At 65.0% G+C, this 15,802-nt stretch carries 14 protein-coding genes and 2 riboswitches; of the genes, 6 read left to right on the top strand and 8 right to left on the bottom strand.

All coding sequences use genetic code 11. The annotated features are described in order from the left end of the window. Positions 1 to 92: 92 nt before the first annotated feature. Together BTHE68_RS26555 and BTHE68_RS26550 are read left to right on the top strand one after the other, a co-directional pair. Positions 93 to 548: a (2Fe-2S)-binding protein gene (locus BTHE68_RS26555; RefSeq protein ID WP_162069305.1), complete on the top strand. Its 456-nt coding sequence runs from the start codon at positions 93 to 95 to the stop codon at positions 546 to 548. Further along, a complete protein-coding gene (locus BTHE68_RS26550; RefSeq protein WP_162069304.1) occupies positions 549 to 2,756 on the top strand; it encodes a xanthine dehydrogenase family protein molybdopterin-binding subunit in 2,208 nt (735 codons plus the stop codon). Positions 2,757 to 2,758: 2 nt separating this feature from the next. Here BTHE68_RS26550 and BTHE68_RS26545 read toward each other — a convergent pair whose 3' ends face one another. Then, a complete protein-coding gene (locus BTHE68_RS26545; protein WP_162069303.1) occupies positions 2,759 to 3,658 on the bottom strand; it encodes a LysR family transcriptional regulator in 900 nt (299 codons plus the stop codon). Between the two features lie 76 nt (positions 3,659 to 3,734). On the opposite strand from BTHE68_RS26545, the gene BTHE68_RS26540 reads away from it, so the two are divergent. Then, on the top strand, positions 3,735 to 4,922 hold the full coding sequence (locus BTHE68_RS26540; RefSeq protein WP_162069302.1) for an amidohydrolase: 1,188 nt from the start codon (positions 3,735 to 3,737) through the stop codon (positions 4,920 to 4,922). 34 nt (positions 4,923 to 4,956) lie between these two features. Continuing rightward, entirely contained in the window at positions 4,957 to 5,736 is a 780-nt protein-coding gene (locus BTHE68_RS26535) for a transporter substrate-binding domain-containing protein (RefSeq protein WP_162069301.1), read from the top strand. A 13-nt stretch (positions 5,737 to 5,749) separates the two neighbouring features. Here the strand turns inward: BTHE68_RS26535 and BTHE68_RS26530 are convergent, their stop codons facing one another. Both BTHE68_RS26530 and BTHE68_RS26525 read right to left on the bottom strand, forming a co-directional pair. Then, positions 5,750 to 6,220 (bottom strand): VOC family protein, encoded by a 471-nt coding sequence (locus BTHE68_RS26530; RefSeq protein ID WP_162069300.1) that lies wholly within the window; start codon positions 6,218 to 6,220, stop codon positions 5,750 to 5,752. Positions 6,221 to 6,234: 14 nt separating this feature from the next. Then, the gene (locus BTHE68_RS26525; RefSeq protein WP_162069299.1) at positions 6,235 to 8,151 is read right to left on the bottom strand and encodes an AAA family ATPase; all 1,917 of its coding nucleotides are present in this window, start codon (positions 8,149 to 8,151) and stop codon (positions 6,235 to 6,237) included. A 510-nt stretch (positions 8,152 to 8,661) separates the two neighbouring features. Here BTHE68_RS26525 and BTHE68_RS26520 point away from each other — a divergent pair. Beyond that, on the top strand, positions 8,662 to 8,823 hold the full coding sequence (locus BTHE68_RS26520; RefSeq protein WP_016347507.1) for a DUF1328 family protein: 162 nt from the start codon (positions 8,662 to 8,664) through the stop codon (positions 8,821 to 8,823). A gap of 72 nt (positions 8,824 to 8,895) precedes the next feature. On the opposite strand, the gene BTHE68_RS26515 is transcribed toward BTHE68_RS26520, so the two are convergent. Then, positions 8,896 to 10,149, bottom strand: coding sequence for a cation:proton antiporter (locus tag BTHE68_RS26515; RefSeq protein ID WP_162069298.1), 1,254 nt, complete (start codon positions 10,147 to 10,149; stop codon positions 8,896 to 8,898). Between the two features lie 121 nt (positions 10,150 to 10,270). Continuing rightward, positions 10,271 to 10,344, top strand: a riboswitch (glycine riboswitch). Positions 10,345 to 10,354: 10 nt separating this feature from the next. Further along, positions 10,355 to 10,459, top strand: a riboswitch (glycine riboswitch). 65 nt (positions 10,460 to 10,524) lie between these two features. Here BTHE68_RS26515 and BTHE68_RS26510 point away from each other — a divergent pair. Continuing rightward, on the top strand, positions 10,525 to 11,802 hold the full coding sequence (locus BTHE68_RS26510; RefSeq protein ID WP_162069297.1) for a D-amino acid dehydrogenase: 1,278 nt from the start codon (positions 10,525 to 10,527) through the stop codon (positions 11,800 to 11,802). Positions 11,803 to 11,841: 39 nt separating this feature from the next. On the opposite strand, the gene BTHE68_RS26505 is transcribed toward BTHE68_RS26510, so the two are convergent. The 4 genes from BTHE68_RS26505 to BTHE68_RS26490 form a co-directional block, all read right to left on the bottom strand. Further along, the gene (locus BTHE68_RS26505) at positions 11,842 to 12,195 is read right to left on the bottom strand and encodes a RidA family protein (protein ID WP_162069296.1); all 354 of its coding nucleotides are present in this window, start codon (positions 12,193 to 12,195) and stop codon (positions 11,842 to 11,844) included. 678 nt (positions 12,196 to 12,873) lie between these two features. Further along, positions 12,874 to 14,046, bottom strand: coding sequence for an NAD(P)/FAD-dependent oxidoreductase (locus BTHE68_RS26500; protein WP_162069295.1), 1,173 nt, complete (start codon positions 14,044 to 14,046; stop codon positions 12,874 to 12,876). Next, the gene (locus BTHE68_RS26495; RefSeq protein ID WP_162069294.1) at positions 14,039 to 15,445 is read right to left on the bottom strand and encodes an FAD/NAD(P)-dependent oxidoreductase; all 1,407 of its coding nucleotides are present in this window, start codon (positions 15,443 to 15,445) and stop codon (positions 14,039 to 14,041) included. Before BTHE68_RS26495 ends, BTHE68_RS26500 begins: the two co-directional genes overlap by 8 nt. Continuing rightward, on the bottom strand, positions 15,435 to 15,797 hold the full coding sequence (locus BTHE68_RS26490) for a (2Fe-2S)-binding protein (protein WP_162069293.1): 363 nt from the start codon (positions 15,795 to 15,797) through the stop codon (positions 15,435 to 15,437). Before BTHE68_RS26490 ends, BTHE68_RS26495 begins: the two co-directional genes overlap by 11 nt. Between the last annotated feature and the right edge of the window lie 5 nt (positions 15,798 to 15,802).

The raw sequence follows: 15,802 nt of genomic DNA, 5'->3' as shown, positions 1-15,802 counted from the left end.
CTTACGGATGATCAAAGAAATCGTCGCTGGCGCGCTTGCGTATCGGCTTCCGATAATGACCGCACGCACGAACGACATTCAGGAGACAGCGCATGATCGAAATCATCGTCAATGACGCGCGGCACTCGCTCGACAATGTACCGGAAGACATGCCTTTGCTGTGGGTGCTGCGCGATTCGCTGGGTTTGACGGGCACCAAATTCGGTTGCGGCGGCGGCTTTTGCGGCGCGTGCACGGTGCATCTGGACGGCGATGCGGTGCGCTCGTGCCTGTTGCCCGTCGCGGCTGTAGCGGGCCGGCGCATCACCACGATCGAAGGTCTGTCGAAAGACGGCACGCATCCCTTGCAGCGCGCGTGGGTCGCCGAGGACGTACCGCAGTGCGGCTATTGTCAGTCGGGACAGGTGATGCAGGCGGCGGCGTTTCTCAAGGGCAAGCCGGCCGTCAGCGATGAAACCATCACGGCGGCGATGTCCGGCAACATCTGCCGATGCGGCACCTATGCGCGCATCCGCAAGGCTATCAAGCGCGCGGCGGCGGAGGCCTGAATGCACATCGAACATGGCGCGGCGCGCCGTCGTTTCATGAAGCAGAGTTCGGCGCTGCTCGTAGCGGGACTCGCGATCGGCTTTCGCTTGCCCGAGGCACTGGCGAAGAGCGGCGATTCCCACGGAAAAGACAAGGAATTCGAGCCGAACGCATGGGTGCGCGTCTTGCCCGACGACACGATCAAGCTCGTCGTCCACAAGCACGATTCGGGCACCGGCACGCGCACCGCGCTCGCGGCGATCGTGGCGGAGGAACTGGATGTCGATCCGTTTCGCATCGACGTGATCACGCCGGAGAATCCCTTCTATGCTGATTACATTCATCCCTTGTGGAAGGTTTTTTCGACGGGCGGCAGCACGAGCGTGTCGCTCGAGTACGATCGCTTGCGTCATGCGGGCGCGACCGCTCGCGCGATGCTGATCGCCGCCGCCGCGAAGCAGTGGAACGTATCGCCCGCTGCGTGTTCGACCGATAACGGCTTCGTGATCGGCACGGCGACCGGCGCGCGCGCGAGTTATGGATCGCTCGCGATGATCGCGGCAACGTTACCCGCGCCGAAGGACGTGCGCCTGAAGGATGCGTCGCAGTTCAAATACATCGGGAAGTTGCGCAGCAAGCGCGATGCGGCCCAGAAAGTGTGCGGCAAGTTTGCGTACAGCATCGACGTGCGCTTGCCCGGCATGCTCGTCGCGGTCGTCACGCGCGCGCCCGTGATCGATGCGCGCGTGCGCAGCGTCGACGCCAAAGCCGCGCTCGCCGTGCCCGGCGTGCGCCAGGTGCTGCAGATACCCGGCCGCCCGGATGTGCTCGGCGGCAATCAGGCGGGCGTCGCCGTGCTTGCCGACGATTACTGGTCCGCGCACAAGGGACAGGCCGCGTTGCACGTCGAATGGGAAGACAGCGCCTTCGAAAATTTCGACAGCCACGATCTGCCCGCGCAACAGGCCGCATGGCTCGACGATCCCGCCGCGCGCGTCGTGCCGACCGTGAAGAACGGCGACGCGGCATCGATACTGAAGCGCGGGCCGCGCGTGATTCAAGCGTCTTATTCGATGCCTTACAAGGCGTCGAATCCGCTCGAACCCATCAACGTGACAGCGTGGGCGAAAGACGGCGGCATCGCGTATTGGGGCGGCTTGCAAGTGCCATCGACCGCGCAGGAGGCAGCCGAAGTGATCGGCCGCATTCCGGCGAATCGTGTCGTGTTGCATGAACTGGTTTCGGGCGGCAGCTTCGGCGCGCGCGAATCGAAGTACTGGCTCTTCGAAGTCACCTGGCTCGCGCTGCAGACCGGCAAGCCGGTCAAGCTGATGAACAGCCGCGAAGACGAAATGCGCGCGCTCTTCTATCACTCGGCGAGCCATCACCGCGCACGGGCCGTGCTCGACGCGCGCGGCAATCTGTCGGCATTGCAACTGCGCGCGGTGATGCCCGCATCGCCGGAACAGTGGGAGCCGGGCTATTTCGATCGTGCCGATCGCATGGACTACAGCACCACGGAAGCGATTAGCAAGTACGAGTTCGCCTATGGCGCACCGCATGTCGATATCGGCTGGGTGCGTCACGAAACAGGCGTGCCGACCGGCTGGTATCGCGCGGTGAGTTACATCCCGAACGTGTTCGCGGTCGAGTCGTTCATGGATGAAGCCGCGCATGCGGGGCATCGCGATCCGCTCGACTTCCGGCTCGCGCATATGCAGGACGCGCGGCACGCCGCCGTGTTGCGCGAGGCCGCGGCGCGAGCCGGCTGGGGCAAGCCGCTGCCGCGCGGCACCGCGCTCGGCGTCGCGACGAACCGGGCGTACGGCAGCTATGTCGCCGTGATCGCGCGCGTGTCGCGGCGGGACGACGGCATCGTGATCGAGAAGCTCACGTGCGTGGCCGATTGCGGGTTGGCGGTGTCGCCGGGCGGCGTGGAAGAGCAGTTGTATGGCGGCTTGATGTGGGGACTCGGACATGCGCTCGCCGATCGCGTCGATATCCGGCGCGGCCAAGTTCAGCAGACCAATTTCGATTCGTATCGCGTGATGCGCATGAGCGACATGCCCGACATCGACATCCACATCGTGCAGGGCGATCCGGCGAAGCCCGGCGGCGTCGGAGAGTTGTCGAGTCCGTCGGTGGCGCCGGCGTTGAGCAATGCCGTGTTCAGGCTTACGGCCAAGCGCCTGCGCGAGACGCCGTTCGATCTGCGCAAGGTTGTTTGAAGCTAGGAAGTGCGCCGGATGCACTCGATGAAGTATTCGAGACTCGCGCTCAAAACCAGATCCTTGCGATACATGAGGCCGAGCGTGAGGCGTGTCGTCTGGGCGTCGCTGTGCAGGCGTTCCATGCGGCCGAGCGCGATTTCCTCATCGAGCAGCGGCTCGGGCCACACGCTGATCGTTCCCGCTTCCTGCGCCAGCTGCGCATAGAGCCGCTGCGACGTGCAGATGTTCACATGCGACGGCATCGGCAAGGTGCTGCCGCCGCATAGCTCGCGCCAGAACGCGGGCAGGCTGTCGCGCGTGTGGTAATAGAGCCAGCGCGCGGCCGTCATGCGCGCAAGCTGCCTTTCCTGCGCGAGCGGATCGCCGCGCGGGACGGCCAGCACTTGCGCCGTCTCACTGACCGGCACGACGCGATATTCCGCCGTGATGTCGCTGTCGGCGACGAACGCGACGCACAGATCGAAGGAGCCGTCGCGCAAGCCGTCGATGATCTGCGCGGGCACGCACTCATGCACGTTGAGGCGGACACCGGGCAGCCGCGCGCGGAATGCGCGCAACGCGTCGGGCACCGCGATCGACGATGCGAGCAAGGAGACGCCGATCGACAAGGTGCGCTCGATGCCCGACTTCATCTCGTCCAGTTCTCGCTCGGCGCTCACGATTTCCGCGACCACGGCGCGCGCGCGGCGCAACAGCGTTTCGCCGTAGCGCGTGAGACGCACGCCCGCGCCGCTGCGCTCCAGCAGTTGCACGCCGAGGCGCGCTTCGAGTTCCTTGATGCTCTTCGTGACCGCGGGCTGCGATACGTTCAACGCATCGGCGGCGGCCATCAGTGTGCCGTGCTCGGCGATGGCGACGAGCGTCTGCAATTGCGCGGTCTTGAGCGTTCCCCGTTCCATAAGCGTTGGCTATGTGCATGAGAAATTGGAAACCGGTACGGGCCGGCGTGCCCCTAGTATGCGCAAAGCGGCACGGATGCGAGGCCGAAGTATACAAGGAGACGCAAGGGTGAAAACGAATGACGTCGACATCGATATCGACGAACTGGTCGCCTTGCGGCGCGACATTCACGCGAATCCCGAAGTCGCGTTCGATGAGCATCGCACGAGCGAACTCGTCGCGGCGAAGCTGCAGGCGTGGGACATCGAAACGCATACGGGCATCGGCGGCACGGGTGTCGTCGGCGTCGTGCATGGACTGCGCGGCAAGGGGCGCACGATTGCATTGCGTGCCGACATGGACGCGCTGCCGATGCAGGAAGAGGGCGTGCCGATGCATCGCTCGCAACGCGCGGGCGTCTTTCACGGATGCGGCCACGATGGCCACACCGCGATGCTGCTCGGCGCCGCGCGGCACTTCAGCGGACATCGCGATTTCGCGGGCACGGTGGTGCTCGTGTTTCAGCCCGCCGAGGAAACGGGCGGCGGCGCGAACGCGATGCTCGCCGACGACATCGAAACGCGCTTCGGCTACGACGAAATCTACGCGCTGCACAACGCGCCGCACTTTCCGCCGGGTACGTTCGGCGTGCTCGACGGCGCGATGCTCGCGTCATGCGACGAAGTCGTGATCGACATACAAGGCGTGGGCGGACATGGATCGGCGCCCGAGAAAACGAAAGATCCGGTGATGGCCGCCGCGCAGCTCATCTGCGCGTTGCAGACGGTCGTGAGCCGCTCGATCGATCCCGGCGCGACCGCTGTGCTGAGCATCGGCAGCGTGCATGCAGGCAGCGCGCCGAACGTGATTCCGTCGCACGCGGCGCTGACGGGCACGCTGCGCGCGTTCGACGAGAGCGTGCGTGCGCAGATGAAGTCGCGTATCCGCTCGATCTGCGAGGGCATCGCGATGACGAGCGAATGCGCGATCTCCGTCGCGTTTTGCAACAGCTCGCCGGCGACGATCAATCATCGCGAGCAGGCGCAAGCGGCGGCTCGCGTGGCCAACGCCATCTTCGGCGCGCCCAACGTGCTGCGAGATTTCGCGCCGCTCAATGGCTCCGAAGACTTCTCGGAGTTCCTGTTGCGCAAGCCGGGCGCCTATGCGCTGCTGGGTCAGGGCGGCGTGTATTGCCATCATCCCGAATTCGATTTCAACGACGACGTGCTGCCGCTCGGCGTGCGCTTCTTCGTAGCCCTCGCGCTGGACCGTTGCGCGGCCTGAATTCCCTTTCATCCCTTGTCTGAAGGAGTTTTCGATGAAGCATCATCGAGTACGCGCGCTTTTCGTGGCCGTCGCCTTGACCGCGGCAGCAGGTGCGTGCGCCGCCGGCACCTTGCGTTTCGGCACCGACCCGAGCTATCCGCCTTACGAATACAAGTTGCCCGATGGCCGTCTCGCCGGACTCGACATCGACATCGGCAATGCGATGTGCGCCGCGGCGAACGTGAAGTGCGTGTGGGTGGAGAGCAGCTTCGACGGACTGATCGCCGGATTGCAGGCGCGCAAGTTCGATGCGATCAACGCGTCGATGGCGCCCACGGCCGCGCGCCGGGCCGTGATGGACTTCACGCAGCCCGTGTATGCGGCGGATATTCGCCTCGTCGCCGCGCGTGGCAGCGGTCTCGTGCCTGATGCGGCGAAGCTCGTGGGCAAGCGTGTCGGCGTGCTGCAAGGCTCGACGCAGGCTGCGTTCGTGAAGGCGAACTGGGAAAAGCGCGGCGTGATCGTGCGCGAATATCAGGATCAGGACAGTATCTACGCCGACCTCGTCAACGGCAGGCTCGACGCGACCGTCGTGGTCGGCTCGGCGGCGCGGCTCGGCTTTCTCGCGAAGCCGCAGGGCGCGCGCTTCGAGCTCGCAGGGCCGCGTATCGACGATCCCGCGTTGCTGGGCGCGAGCAGCGTGATCAGCGTACGCAAGGGCGATGGCAAGACGCTGCAGGCGCTCGATGCCGCGCTCGCGCGCCTCAAGCAGGATGGCACCATCGACCGCCTGGAAAAGCAGTATCTCGGCGCGGATCAGGGCGCGAAGTAAGGCGCGTCGCCGCTCAATCGAGACGTTTGCGCGTCGTCAGTCCGCTCGCCGCGTCCCATTGCTCGGGCGTCATGCGCTCTACGGTGACGCCGAACGTCCAGATATGTCCTTCGGGGTCTTTCGCGCGATAGGTCCGGTCGCCGTAGAACTGCGTCTGCGGCTCCGCGAGAATCGACGCGCCCGCCGCGCGCGCATGCGCGCAATGCGCGTCGATGTCCTCGCCTTCCGCGAGCTGCACATGCACCGACTGCGTGTTCTTGCCGTCGACCGAACGTGGGCTCTTGTGATCGTCGCTCCATTCGCTGCCGATCATGACGACGGATTCGCCATACGACATCTCGGAGTGCGCGAGATTGCCGTCGGCGTCGAGGATGACGAACATCGGCTCGAAACCGAATGCGGCTTCGAGCCAGCGGAACGCGGCATTCGGGTCCTGATACGAAAGCGCGCTGGACAACCCTTTGCTGCGATACGCATCGACCATGTCGGTTCTCCCGGTCAGGCGGCCAGCGCTTCGTCGATGGTTTCCTCGTTCGCGAGCGCTTGCGCGTGTTCGCGGATCAGACGATAAACCGTCTCGCCGGGCACGGTCTCCGATTCGAGCAACTCATCGGCGATCGCGCGCAACACCGGTTCATTCGCCTGCAACAGCGCGAGGCATGCATCGCTCAGATCGTGCAGCAGCGCGTTCGCGTGCTCGATCGAGTTCTTCAACTGCAAGCCCGCATATTGCTGCGGCAGCGCGGCGAGGCTGAACAGATTGCCGTCTTCGTTGAAGCCGAACTTCGACACCATGTCGAGGCTGATGCGCGACGCTTCCTGAAGGTCCGACGCCGCGCCGCTCGATGCTTCGTCGAACACGAGCAGTTCCGCATTGCGCCCGCCGAGCAGCACCTGAATCTCGTTGCGCAATTCGGTTTCGCGATAAAGATGCTTGTCCTGCATCTTCGTGATGAGCGCGACGCCTAAAGCGCCGCCGCGCGGCAGGATCGTGACTTCCTCGAGCACGCCCGTGCCGAGCAGCGCGGCGACGAGTCCGTGACCCGCTTCATGCACCGCGACGCGCGTGCGTTCGTCGTCGGACAAGGCGCGCTCCGCGCCGTTGATATCGCCGATGCGCGCGATCTTGATCGCTTCGAGGAAATGTGTCGCGCCGACTTCGCGCTGGCCTGCCTTGCGTGCGACGAGTCCCGCCTGATTCACGATCATCGCCAGCGTGGCCGGCGAGAGGCCCGTCGTCAGACGCGCGAGCTGTTCGAAATCGATGTCATCGGCTTTCGTCTTCAGATTGGCCGCGTAGAAGCGCAGGATCTCGGCGCGGTCGTCGACGCTCGGCAGACGCACCTGCACCGTGCGATCGAAACGGCCGGGGCGGCGCAGCGCTTCGTCGAGATTGTCCGGATGATTCGTTGCCGCGACGATGATCACGCCTTCGTTCGATTCGAAGCCGTCCATTTCCGCGAGCAGTTGATTGATGATGCGGTTGCTCTCCGCTTCGACCGGACCGCCGCCGGTATCGGTGCGTTTGCCGAGTCCATCCGCTTCGTCGATGAAGATCACCGTCGGCGCATTCTTGCGCGCGAGTTCGAACAGATGCTTCACTTTCTGGATGCCGACGCCATAGTACTTCGCACTGAAATAGCTGCCGGTGATCGCGATGAAGTTCGCGTTGCATTCGCCCGCGAGCGCCTGCGCGAGGCGCGTCTTGCCGACGCCGGGACCGCCCGTCATCAGGATGCCGCATGGCGCGCGCACGCCCATGCCGGTAAATTGTGCAGGCTCGGTAAGCCAGGCGCGCACGTCGTTGAGCGCGGCTTTCGCTTCGCCTGCGCCGATGACGTCGTCGAAACGCAAGGTCGGCGAAGTGCCGAGCAGTTGCGCGCCGCCGCGCATCTCGCGGCGCATGAACCAGAGCAGGCCGCCGATCATCAGCACGGGCAGCAGCAGGCTCAGCACATCGCGCGAGCGGTCGAACGTCTCGGACCAGCGCGCCATGCCCACGCGCACATCGGCGTCGGGCAGCCATACGAGCTGATAGGGCGACGCGGCGCCCGGTTTCATGTCGCCGAGCAGCAGCGCGCTGGAGAACGCGCCCTTGTGGTCCGCGACGTAGTACTTTTCGCCTTTCATCGTCGACACGAGGATGGCGTCGGGGCTGACGCCGATCGTCGCGACGTTGCGCTCGCGAATATCGGTCAGCATTTCCGATGCGTCCTTTTCCCGATGCGTCCACGCGGATGCGTCGTGCCGCATCTGATTCGCAATGCCACTCAGCGCAGCGGGCTGCGATTGCGTCGCGCGCACTTCATTGCGCCAATGCACCACGCCCACACCCGCGACGAGCGCGGCGGCGATCACGCCATATGCGATATATCGGCCAACGCGTGACCGCAGCGAATTCCTTGCCGGTTTCATCAATTCTTTCCCAATGGGGCCGCAAGGGCGGCGCCCGTCAATCTATCGTCGGAGGAATGGCATCCGAACGTGCTGTTCGCGCTCCGGTGGTGGGATGCCCGCCGCATATGGCTTGACGCTCAAGATGGCGAAGCGATCGACCTTGAACCGCAGATCGTCAACCATGCGAGCATGGCCCTTATTCGGGGATTGCTCCGCTGGAATGGTGCCCGTAGTGCATGACCATTCGATAACGCGGAACAGCGTGCGAGCGAGCGTCACCGCGCCTTGTCGGATTCGGGTCCTTTTTTGTAATTAACGGCAGACGACGAGTCTTCTTGACGACAGTGTAAAAACGACAGATCCGCGCTCGCGGCTCGATGCAGGTTTGATGGTGTATGCAGGACGAAGCCAAGGATATCACGGGAAAAATCGATGCTCCATCCGGTAAGGAATACTGCTTGCTTAAGCTACCGCACTGTCCGCGCACATGGGGCGCGCGGCGGATTCAAACGGGAAGGAGAAAACATCATGTTGTATTACGCGTTGGTCTTTTTCGTGATCGCGCTGATTGCGGCCGCGCTCGGTTTTGGCGGCATTGCGGCGGGCGCTGCGAGCATCGCGAAGATCTTGTTCTTCATATTCCTCGTAATTTTCCTCGTGACGCTCGTGATGGGGCTCATGCGAAGGTGAAGTTTGCATGAGGGGGCGTCGCGGAGCGACGCCCCTGTGGCGCGTCGATAATGCTTCGGTATCCAGATAAAACTATCGCGCCACGACCTCCCGCAATGCCGCCTGACGGCGCACGATCCAGTTGAACAGCGGCGACGCCATCAGCGTGCTGAGCACGGCCATCAGCACGAGTATCGAAAACAGCCCGGGCAATATCACGCCCGCCGCCAGCCCGATATTGATGATGATCAGCTCCATAAGCCCACGCGCGTTCATCAGCGCGCCGATCGCCATTGCGTCGCCGGGCGGTTCGCCGTTCATGCGCGCGGCCGCCCAGCACGCGATGCCCTTGCCGCCGAACGATGCGAACAGAATGGCGACGGCGGCCACCATGATGGCCGGGTCCATGAGCATGTCGAGCCGCGTGTTGAGACCGGAGTAGGTGAAGAACATCGGCAATAGGAACACGACGACGAAAGGCTGCAGCATGTCGCGCAGCTTCTCGGTCAGCGGGCCGCGCGGCAGCGCGACGCCGAGCAGAAAGCCGCCGAACACCGCGTGAATGCCGATCGAGTCCATCGCGAACGCGCACAGCGAGAACAGCACCATCACGGCGGCGAGCACACTCGTGGGCAGCGGCGCGTCGGGATCGAGTCCGGCGGCGAGCCTGCGCAGCAGCTTGCCGCCGACGAAGATCATGAACAGCGCAAAGGCCGCGCCGCCGCCGATCGCCATATACGCGCCCGTCCACGAGCCGCCGAAGCTCGCCAGCACGATCGCGAGGATGCACCATGCGGCGGCGTCGTCGAAGGCGCCTGCGGTCAGCGCGAGCGTGCCGAGCGAGGTGCCGGCGAGTCCGCGCTCGTGAATGATGCGCGCGAGCATCGGAAACGCGGTGATCGCGATCGCCGCGCCTAAAAACAGCGACGCCTCGTAGAGCCGCACCTTTTCCGCGAAGAGGCCGGTGATCGTGAGCAGCCACGGCGTCAGCGCGAACGCGAGCACGAACGGCGCGAGGATGCCGGCGAGCGAAACGCTCATCGCGCTCCTCGCGCGTGCGCGGAAGTGATCCGCGCGAAATTCCGTGCCGACCAGAAACATATAGAGCCCGACGCCGAGCTGCGCGGCGACGTAGAGCATGCCCATCGTCGCCTTGGGGAAGAGCGCCTGTTGCCAGTGCGGCAGCAGCAGCCCGAAGAGCGAGGGCCCGAGCAGCACGCCCGCGATCATCTCGCCGACCACTTGCGGCTGGCCGACGCGTTGCGCGAGCCGGCCGACCAACTGGCTCGCGAACACAATGACAGCGGCCTGGGCGAAGAAGTAGACGGACAGTTGGGAAGTCGGCATCGTTGGTGCGGTGAAAGAACGGACGACGGCAGTCTGACGGCGAGCCCGGCGGTCTGTCAACGTCGAAGGGGCTTGCCACGCGCGTTTCGTATCGGTATTGTCGAGGGGTTCGACAACGCGCCACGGAAGAGCTCGTCCCCCGCGACGACGCCGACGGAGCAACCGCCCCGGAAACTCTCAGGCAAAAGGACCGTGCGCGCCGGAACATCTGGAGAGCGGCGCTTTCACGCGCCCACCGAAGGGGAGCCCCCGGCTATCGGCGCAAACGTCGACTGCTCGCGGGCGAAACTCTCAGGTACATGGACAGATGGGGCATCGGTGCCGGCTGCGGTATGTAGCCAAGGCCGGCGATGCTCAATAAATCTGGACCATGTCATGTCACGAATCGCCATCATCGGCGCCGGGATCACCGGCGTCACGACCGCTTACGCCCTCGCGCAGCGCGGTTTTCGCGTCACCGTTCTCGAACGCCATCGCTACGCGGCGATGGAAACGTCGTTCGCCAACGGCGGCCAGCTTTCCGCGAGCAACGCCGAAGTGTGGAACAGCCGCGCCACCGTGCTGAAGGGGCTGAAATGGATGTTCACGCGCGACGCGCCCCTTCTGATGAACCCGCGCCCCAGTTGGCACAAGTACAGCTGGATGGGCGAGTTTCTGCGGCATATACCGAACTACCGCGTCAATACGGCTGAGACCGTGCGCCTCGCGATCGCGGCGCGCGAGCATCTCTTTCGCATCGCGCGGGACGAGAACATCGACTTCGATCTCGAACGGCGCGGCATCCTGCATTTCTACGCGACGCGCAAGGAGTTCGACGCCGCCGCGAAGGTCAACGAGATTCTGAAGGGCGCGGGTCTCGACCGGTACGCCGTCACGCCCCAAGAGATCGAATCGATCGAGCCGACTCTGCGCGGTGCGTTTCATGGCGGCTTCTTCACGCCATCGGATTCGACGGGCGACATCCACAAGTTCACGCGCGGACTCGCGGATGCCTGCGCGCGACATGGCGTCGAGTTCCGTTACGACACATCGGTGACATCGATCGATGAGCAGGCGGGGCGTCTCACGCTGACCGTCGAACATGCGGGCGAGTCGCAGCCGCTCGGCTTCGACGGCATCGTGGTCTGCGCGGGCGTCGGCAGCCGGGCGTTTGCCGCGATGGCGGGCGATCATCTCAACGTCTATCCGGTCAAGGGCTATTCGATCACCGTCTGCCTCGACGACGCCCGCAGCCGCGATCATGCGCCGTGGGTCAGCCTGCTCGATGACCGCGCGAAGATCGTCACGAGCCGGCTCGGCGCGGACCGTTTTCGTGTGGCGGGAACGGCGGAGCTGAACGGTTTCAACCGCGATATCCGCGCGGATCGCATCGCGCCGCTGGTCGAATGGACGCGGCGTTATTTCCCCGACGTGTCGACGGCGCGCGTGATTCCGTGGAGCGGCCTGCGCCCGATGTTGCCGAGCATGCTGCCGAAGGTCGGGCAGGGCAAGCGTCCCGGCGTGTTCTACAACACGGGGCACGGGCATCTTGGCTGGACGCTTTCGGCGGCGACGGCCGAACTCGTCGCGGAAGCGGTGTTGCAGCGCTTGCCTCGCCAGCCGGTGCGTGAAGCGGCGCCGGGCGGCATCGAGCGCAGCGAAGCGCTGCTATAAGCCCTCGCGTGGCGCTCCGTGCAAGAGGCGCGTTTCGCCTCAGCCGAGCGCCACGACCGCGATTTCGACGAGCAGATCCGGCGACGCGAGTTGCGCCTGCACCGTCGCGCGTGTGGGCGCGCAGCCTTCGGGTACCCACGCGTCCCATACTTCGTTCATGCCGGCGAAATCGCGGCCGATGTCCGCGAGCCATACTTGCGCGGAGACGAGACGCGTCTTGTCGATGCCGGCCTTGTCGAGAAAGCCGTCGATCTTTTCGAGCACTTTAGCGGTTTGCAGCTTCACGTCCGGCGTGGGATCGGCCGATGTCTGGCCGCCGATGAATACGAGGCCCGCCGCTTTTACGACGCGGCTCATGCGTTGATTGGTGTCGATGCGAACGATATCGTTCATGTGTAGTTCTCCGAGTTAAAAAAATGCGCTAGGGAAGCGCCTGTTACCCGCTTGCTTTTTGTCGCCGGATCCCGTTTTCGTGTCGGTCTATTGGTGATGCCCCTGTGCGGGGCGGCAGTCACTTTCTTTGCTGCTGCAAAGAAAGTAACCAAAGAAAGCAGCCCGATACGCCCGCGGTCACACGCAATTTGGGTATCCTTCTCCTCGCTCGTGGCGTCTGTAGCGAGTGCCCTCACAGGCCACCTCGGGCTTGGACCGCGCACGGTCTGTCACATCGCACCACATAACACAATGGTTCAGCGCCAAATGACTCCGGCCCGCTTCGCGGCCGATGGGTCAATCGGGTTTGCGCGTGCTTCTGCGTTTATCTTTTCTCGTCGGTTTCCCTTGCATACCCTTCGGCAGCGCGTAGCGCTGTGCCGGAACTTTTTCGTGCTGAACCTGCGTCCTTGGTGTACTAGCTTGTCAGACCGTGCGCGGTCCACGCCCGATGTGGCCTACGAGGGCACTCGCTACAGAGGCCACGAACAACGAGAAGAACACCCAAATTGCGTATGACCGCGGGCGTCTCAAGCTGTTTCTTTGGTTACTTTCTTTGCAGCAGCAAAGAAAGTGACTGCCGCCCCGCACAGGGGCAACGCCAATAAACCAACACGAAAACGGGATCCGGCGACAAACCTAATGCGCAACGAGCCGCGACGCACTCGCGTCACTAAAAACCGCATGGCGCTCAAACCGATCAATGGCGAAAGCATCAAGCGACAGCGACGCCACGCCATCGAGCATCAGTTCCGACACGAGCTTCCCGCACCCCGGCCCGAGCTGAAACCCGCTACCGCAATAACCGAACGAGTAGTAAAGATTCGACGCCTCGCGGCTCGCGGAAATCACCGGCAATTCATCCGCGGTAAACGCTTCAACCCCCGCCCACGCGCGATTCACGCCAAGATGCCGCAGATGCGGAAATAGATCAGTCACGGTGCGCGCACTCTTCACGAGGCGGATGAAATCCACTTCGCCATGCCGATTCGCGAGATCCGCGATGCCGATCAGCTTGCCGCCGATCACCACCGTGCCGTTGTCGAACTGCTTGAACGAGAGCGGCCGGCCCGTCGCGCCGAGCGTCGCGCGGCAGAACGGCGCGACGCGATGCGTGACCATCAGCATCAACCCTTCCGGATGCACGGGCACCGCCTCGCCCACCTGCTTCGCGAGTTCGCCGGACCACGCGCCCGCCGTGACGAGCAGCTTTTCCGCGCTGAACGTGCCACGCGGCGTGTGCGCGAACCAGCGCGTGCCACGCTGCTCGATGCGTCGCACCGGCGTGCCTTCCAGAAAGCGCGCGCCGAGCCTTTGCGCGGCGAGGCGGAACGCGGTCGTCGTCCTGAAGGGCAACGCGTAACCGTCGCGCTCGACCCAGATGCCGCCCGTTACGTGCCGCGCGAGCGCCGGTTCGAGTTCGAGCACGGCGTCGCGGTCGATCACTTTCTCATGCGTGAAGCCGTGCGATTCGAGCAGCGCGACGCGCTCGCGGCAGGCTTCGAGTTCGTCGTCGGTTTCGGCGATCTTCAACTGGCCCGACGCGACGAAGCCGCCGTCCTCGCCGATCAGATCGGCCATGCCGTGCCAGATTTCGCGCGACATCAGCGCGAGCGGAATTTCCGGCACGGGCCGTCCGAGCGTACGCACGCCGCCCGCATTTACGCCCGACGAATGGCGCGCGACATAGTCGGCTTCGAGCACGATCACCTGCGCGCCGCGCCGCGCCGTATGAAACGCGCTGCTCGTGCCATGCAATCCGCCGCCCACGACCAGCACGTCCGCTTCCTGAGCTCCGCTTGCGTCATTCACCGGCGAGTTCTCCGAGCGTGAGCGGCTTGATCGGCGGACGGATGCGGTAATAGCCGACTTCGGCGGGCGAGACCCGGCGCGCATCGGCGATGACTTCCGTCACCGTGAGTCCGCACATGCGGCCCTGGCACGGCCCCATGCCGCATCGTCCAAACGACTTCGCCTGATTCGGCCCGACGCAGCCCAACTCGACGAACTGGCGCAACTCGCCCGCCGTCACTTCCTCGCAACGGCACACGATGGTCGCATCGCCCGGAATGCGATTCACATGGCGCGGGCGATACAGGCTGTCGAGAAACGGCCGGATACGCATGACGTCCGCGAGCGCGCGGCGCAGCGGGGCGGCTTCGGCATCGCGCGCGGCGGTGTCGAGCGCGCCGAGTTGCGCCGCCGCCGCGACGCCCGCGAGCGTGCCCTGCAACGCGGCCGCCTGCGCCCCGCCGATGCCCGCGCCATCGCCCGCGACGAAGATGCCGGGCACATCGAGTTCGCCCCATGCGTCGGTCTTCGGCGTGAAGCACAGTTGCGCATCGTCCCAGCGATGCCCCGCGCGCAGCGCATGCGTGAACTGCGTGTTCGGCACGACGCCCTGATGCAGCAGGATCACGTCCGCTTCGACGCGATGCGCGACGCCCTGCGTCGTGAAGCAGAGCGCCGCCGCGTGCTCGGCGTTATCCGTGCCGGTGCGCGCTTCCACGCGCAGATCGTCCGCCGCCTCGAAGATCGGAACGCCCGCGTCGCGCAGCGTGCGGATCAGTTGCAGGCCCTTGCTCAGGAAAGGCCACGCGCGCAGCGCCGACAGCAGATGACGCTTCGCGCGCCAGCGGTCTTCGTGACGCGTCGTATCGACGAGTGCGCGAATCGGCACGCCTGCCCGCACGTATTGCCAGCCGAGCAGATACAGGAGCGGCCCGCAGCCCGCGAGCACCGGCGGCGCGGCAGGCACTTCGCCCGCGCTCTTGAGCAGGATCTGCGCGGCGCCCGCCGTCAGCACGCCGGGCAGCGTCCAGCCGGGAATCGGGAAGGGGCGTTCGAGCGCGCCGCTTGCGAGAATCACGCGCTGCGCATCGAACGAGGCGATCTGGCCGTCCTTCAGATAGTTGATGCCGCGCTCGCGCGTGACCTGCCAGACGCTCGCATTCGTCACATGGCGCGCGCCGGACGCGGCGAACGCCTGAGCGATCGCCGCGCCCGCCGCGTAGTCCGGACCGAGAATCTCCTTGCGGCGCGCGTCCGCACGGCCGATCGCGCGATAAATCTGCCCGCCGACCGCGTCCTGCTCGTCGATCAGCACGGTTTTCAGGCCCGCGCGCGCGGCGCGGGTGGCCGCGCTCATGCCTGCGGGACCGGCGCCGACCACGACGACATCGACGGCTTCGGGTGCGAAATCAGCGGCCATGGGCGTTCTCCAGCGGAGCATCGGTTGCGGTCGCCGGCGGCAGATCGCGCGCGCCTTCCTGCGAGCGCACCCGCATGCCGGCCTTTACGTCGACCATGCAGCTCTGGCGGCTCGGCACGCCGTCGATTTCGACCAGGCATTCGAAGCACGCGCCCATCATGCAGTAGGGCGCGCGCGGGGCGCCGGAGACGGGCGTCGCACGAAAGCGCGAGACGCCCGCCGCGAGCAGCGCCGCCGCGACCGAACGTCCGGCGGGCACGGTGAGCGGCTGGCCGTTGAACCAGATTTCGATGTTGCCGCCTGCGGAGCCATCGAGCGGCTTGAAGAGCGTGGGATTCGATTGGGCTGTCATGTCGA

Origin of the sequence: Burkholderia sp. THE68, assembly GCF_009938265.1 — a bacterium.
Classification (GTDB): domain Bacteria; phylum Pseudomonadota; class Gammaproteobacteria; order Burkholderiales; family Burkholderiaceae; genus Caballeronia.
The sequence above is the reverse complement of the archived record's forward strand: the minus strand, read 5'-3'. Positions and strand labels throughout refer to the sequence as shown.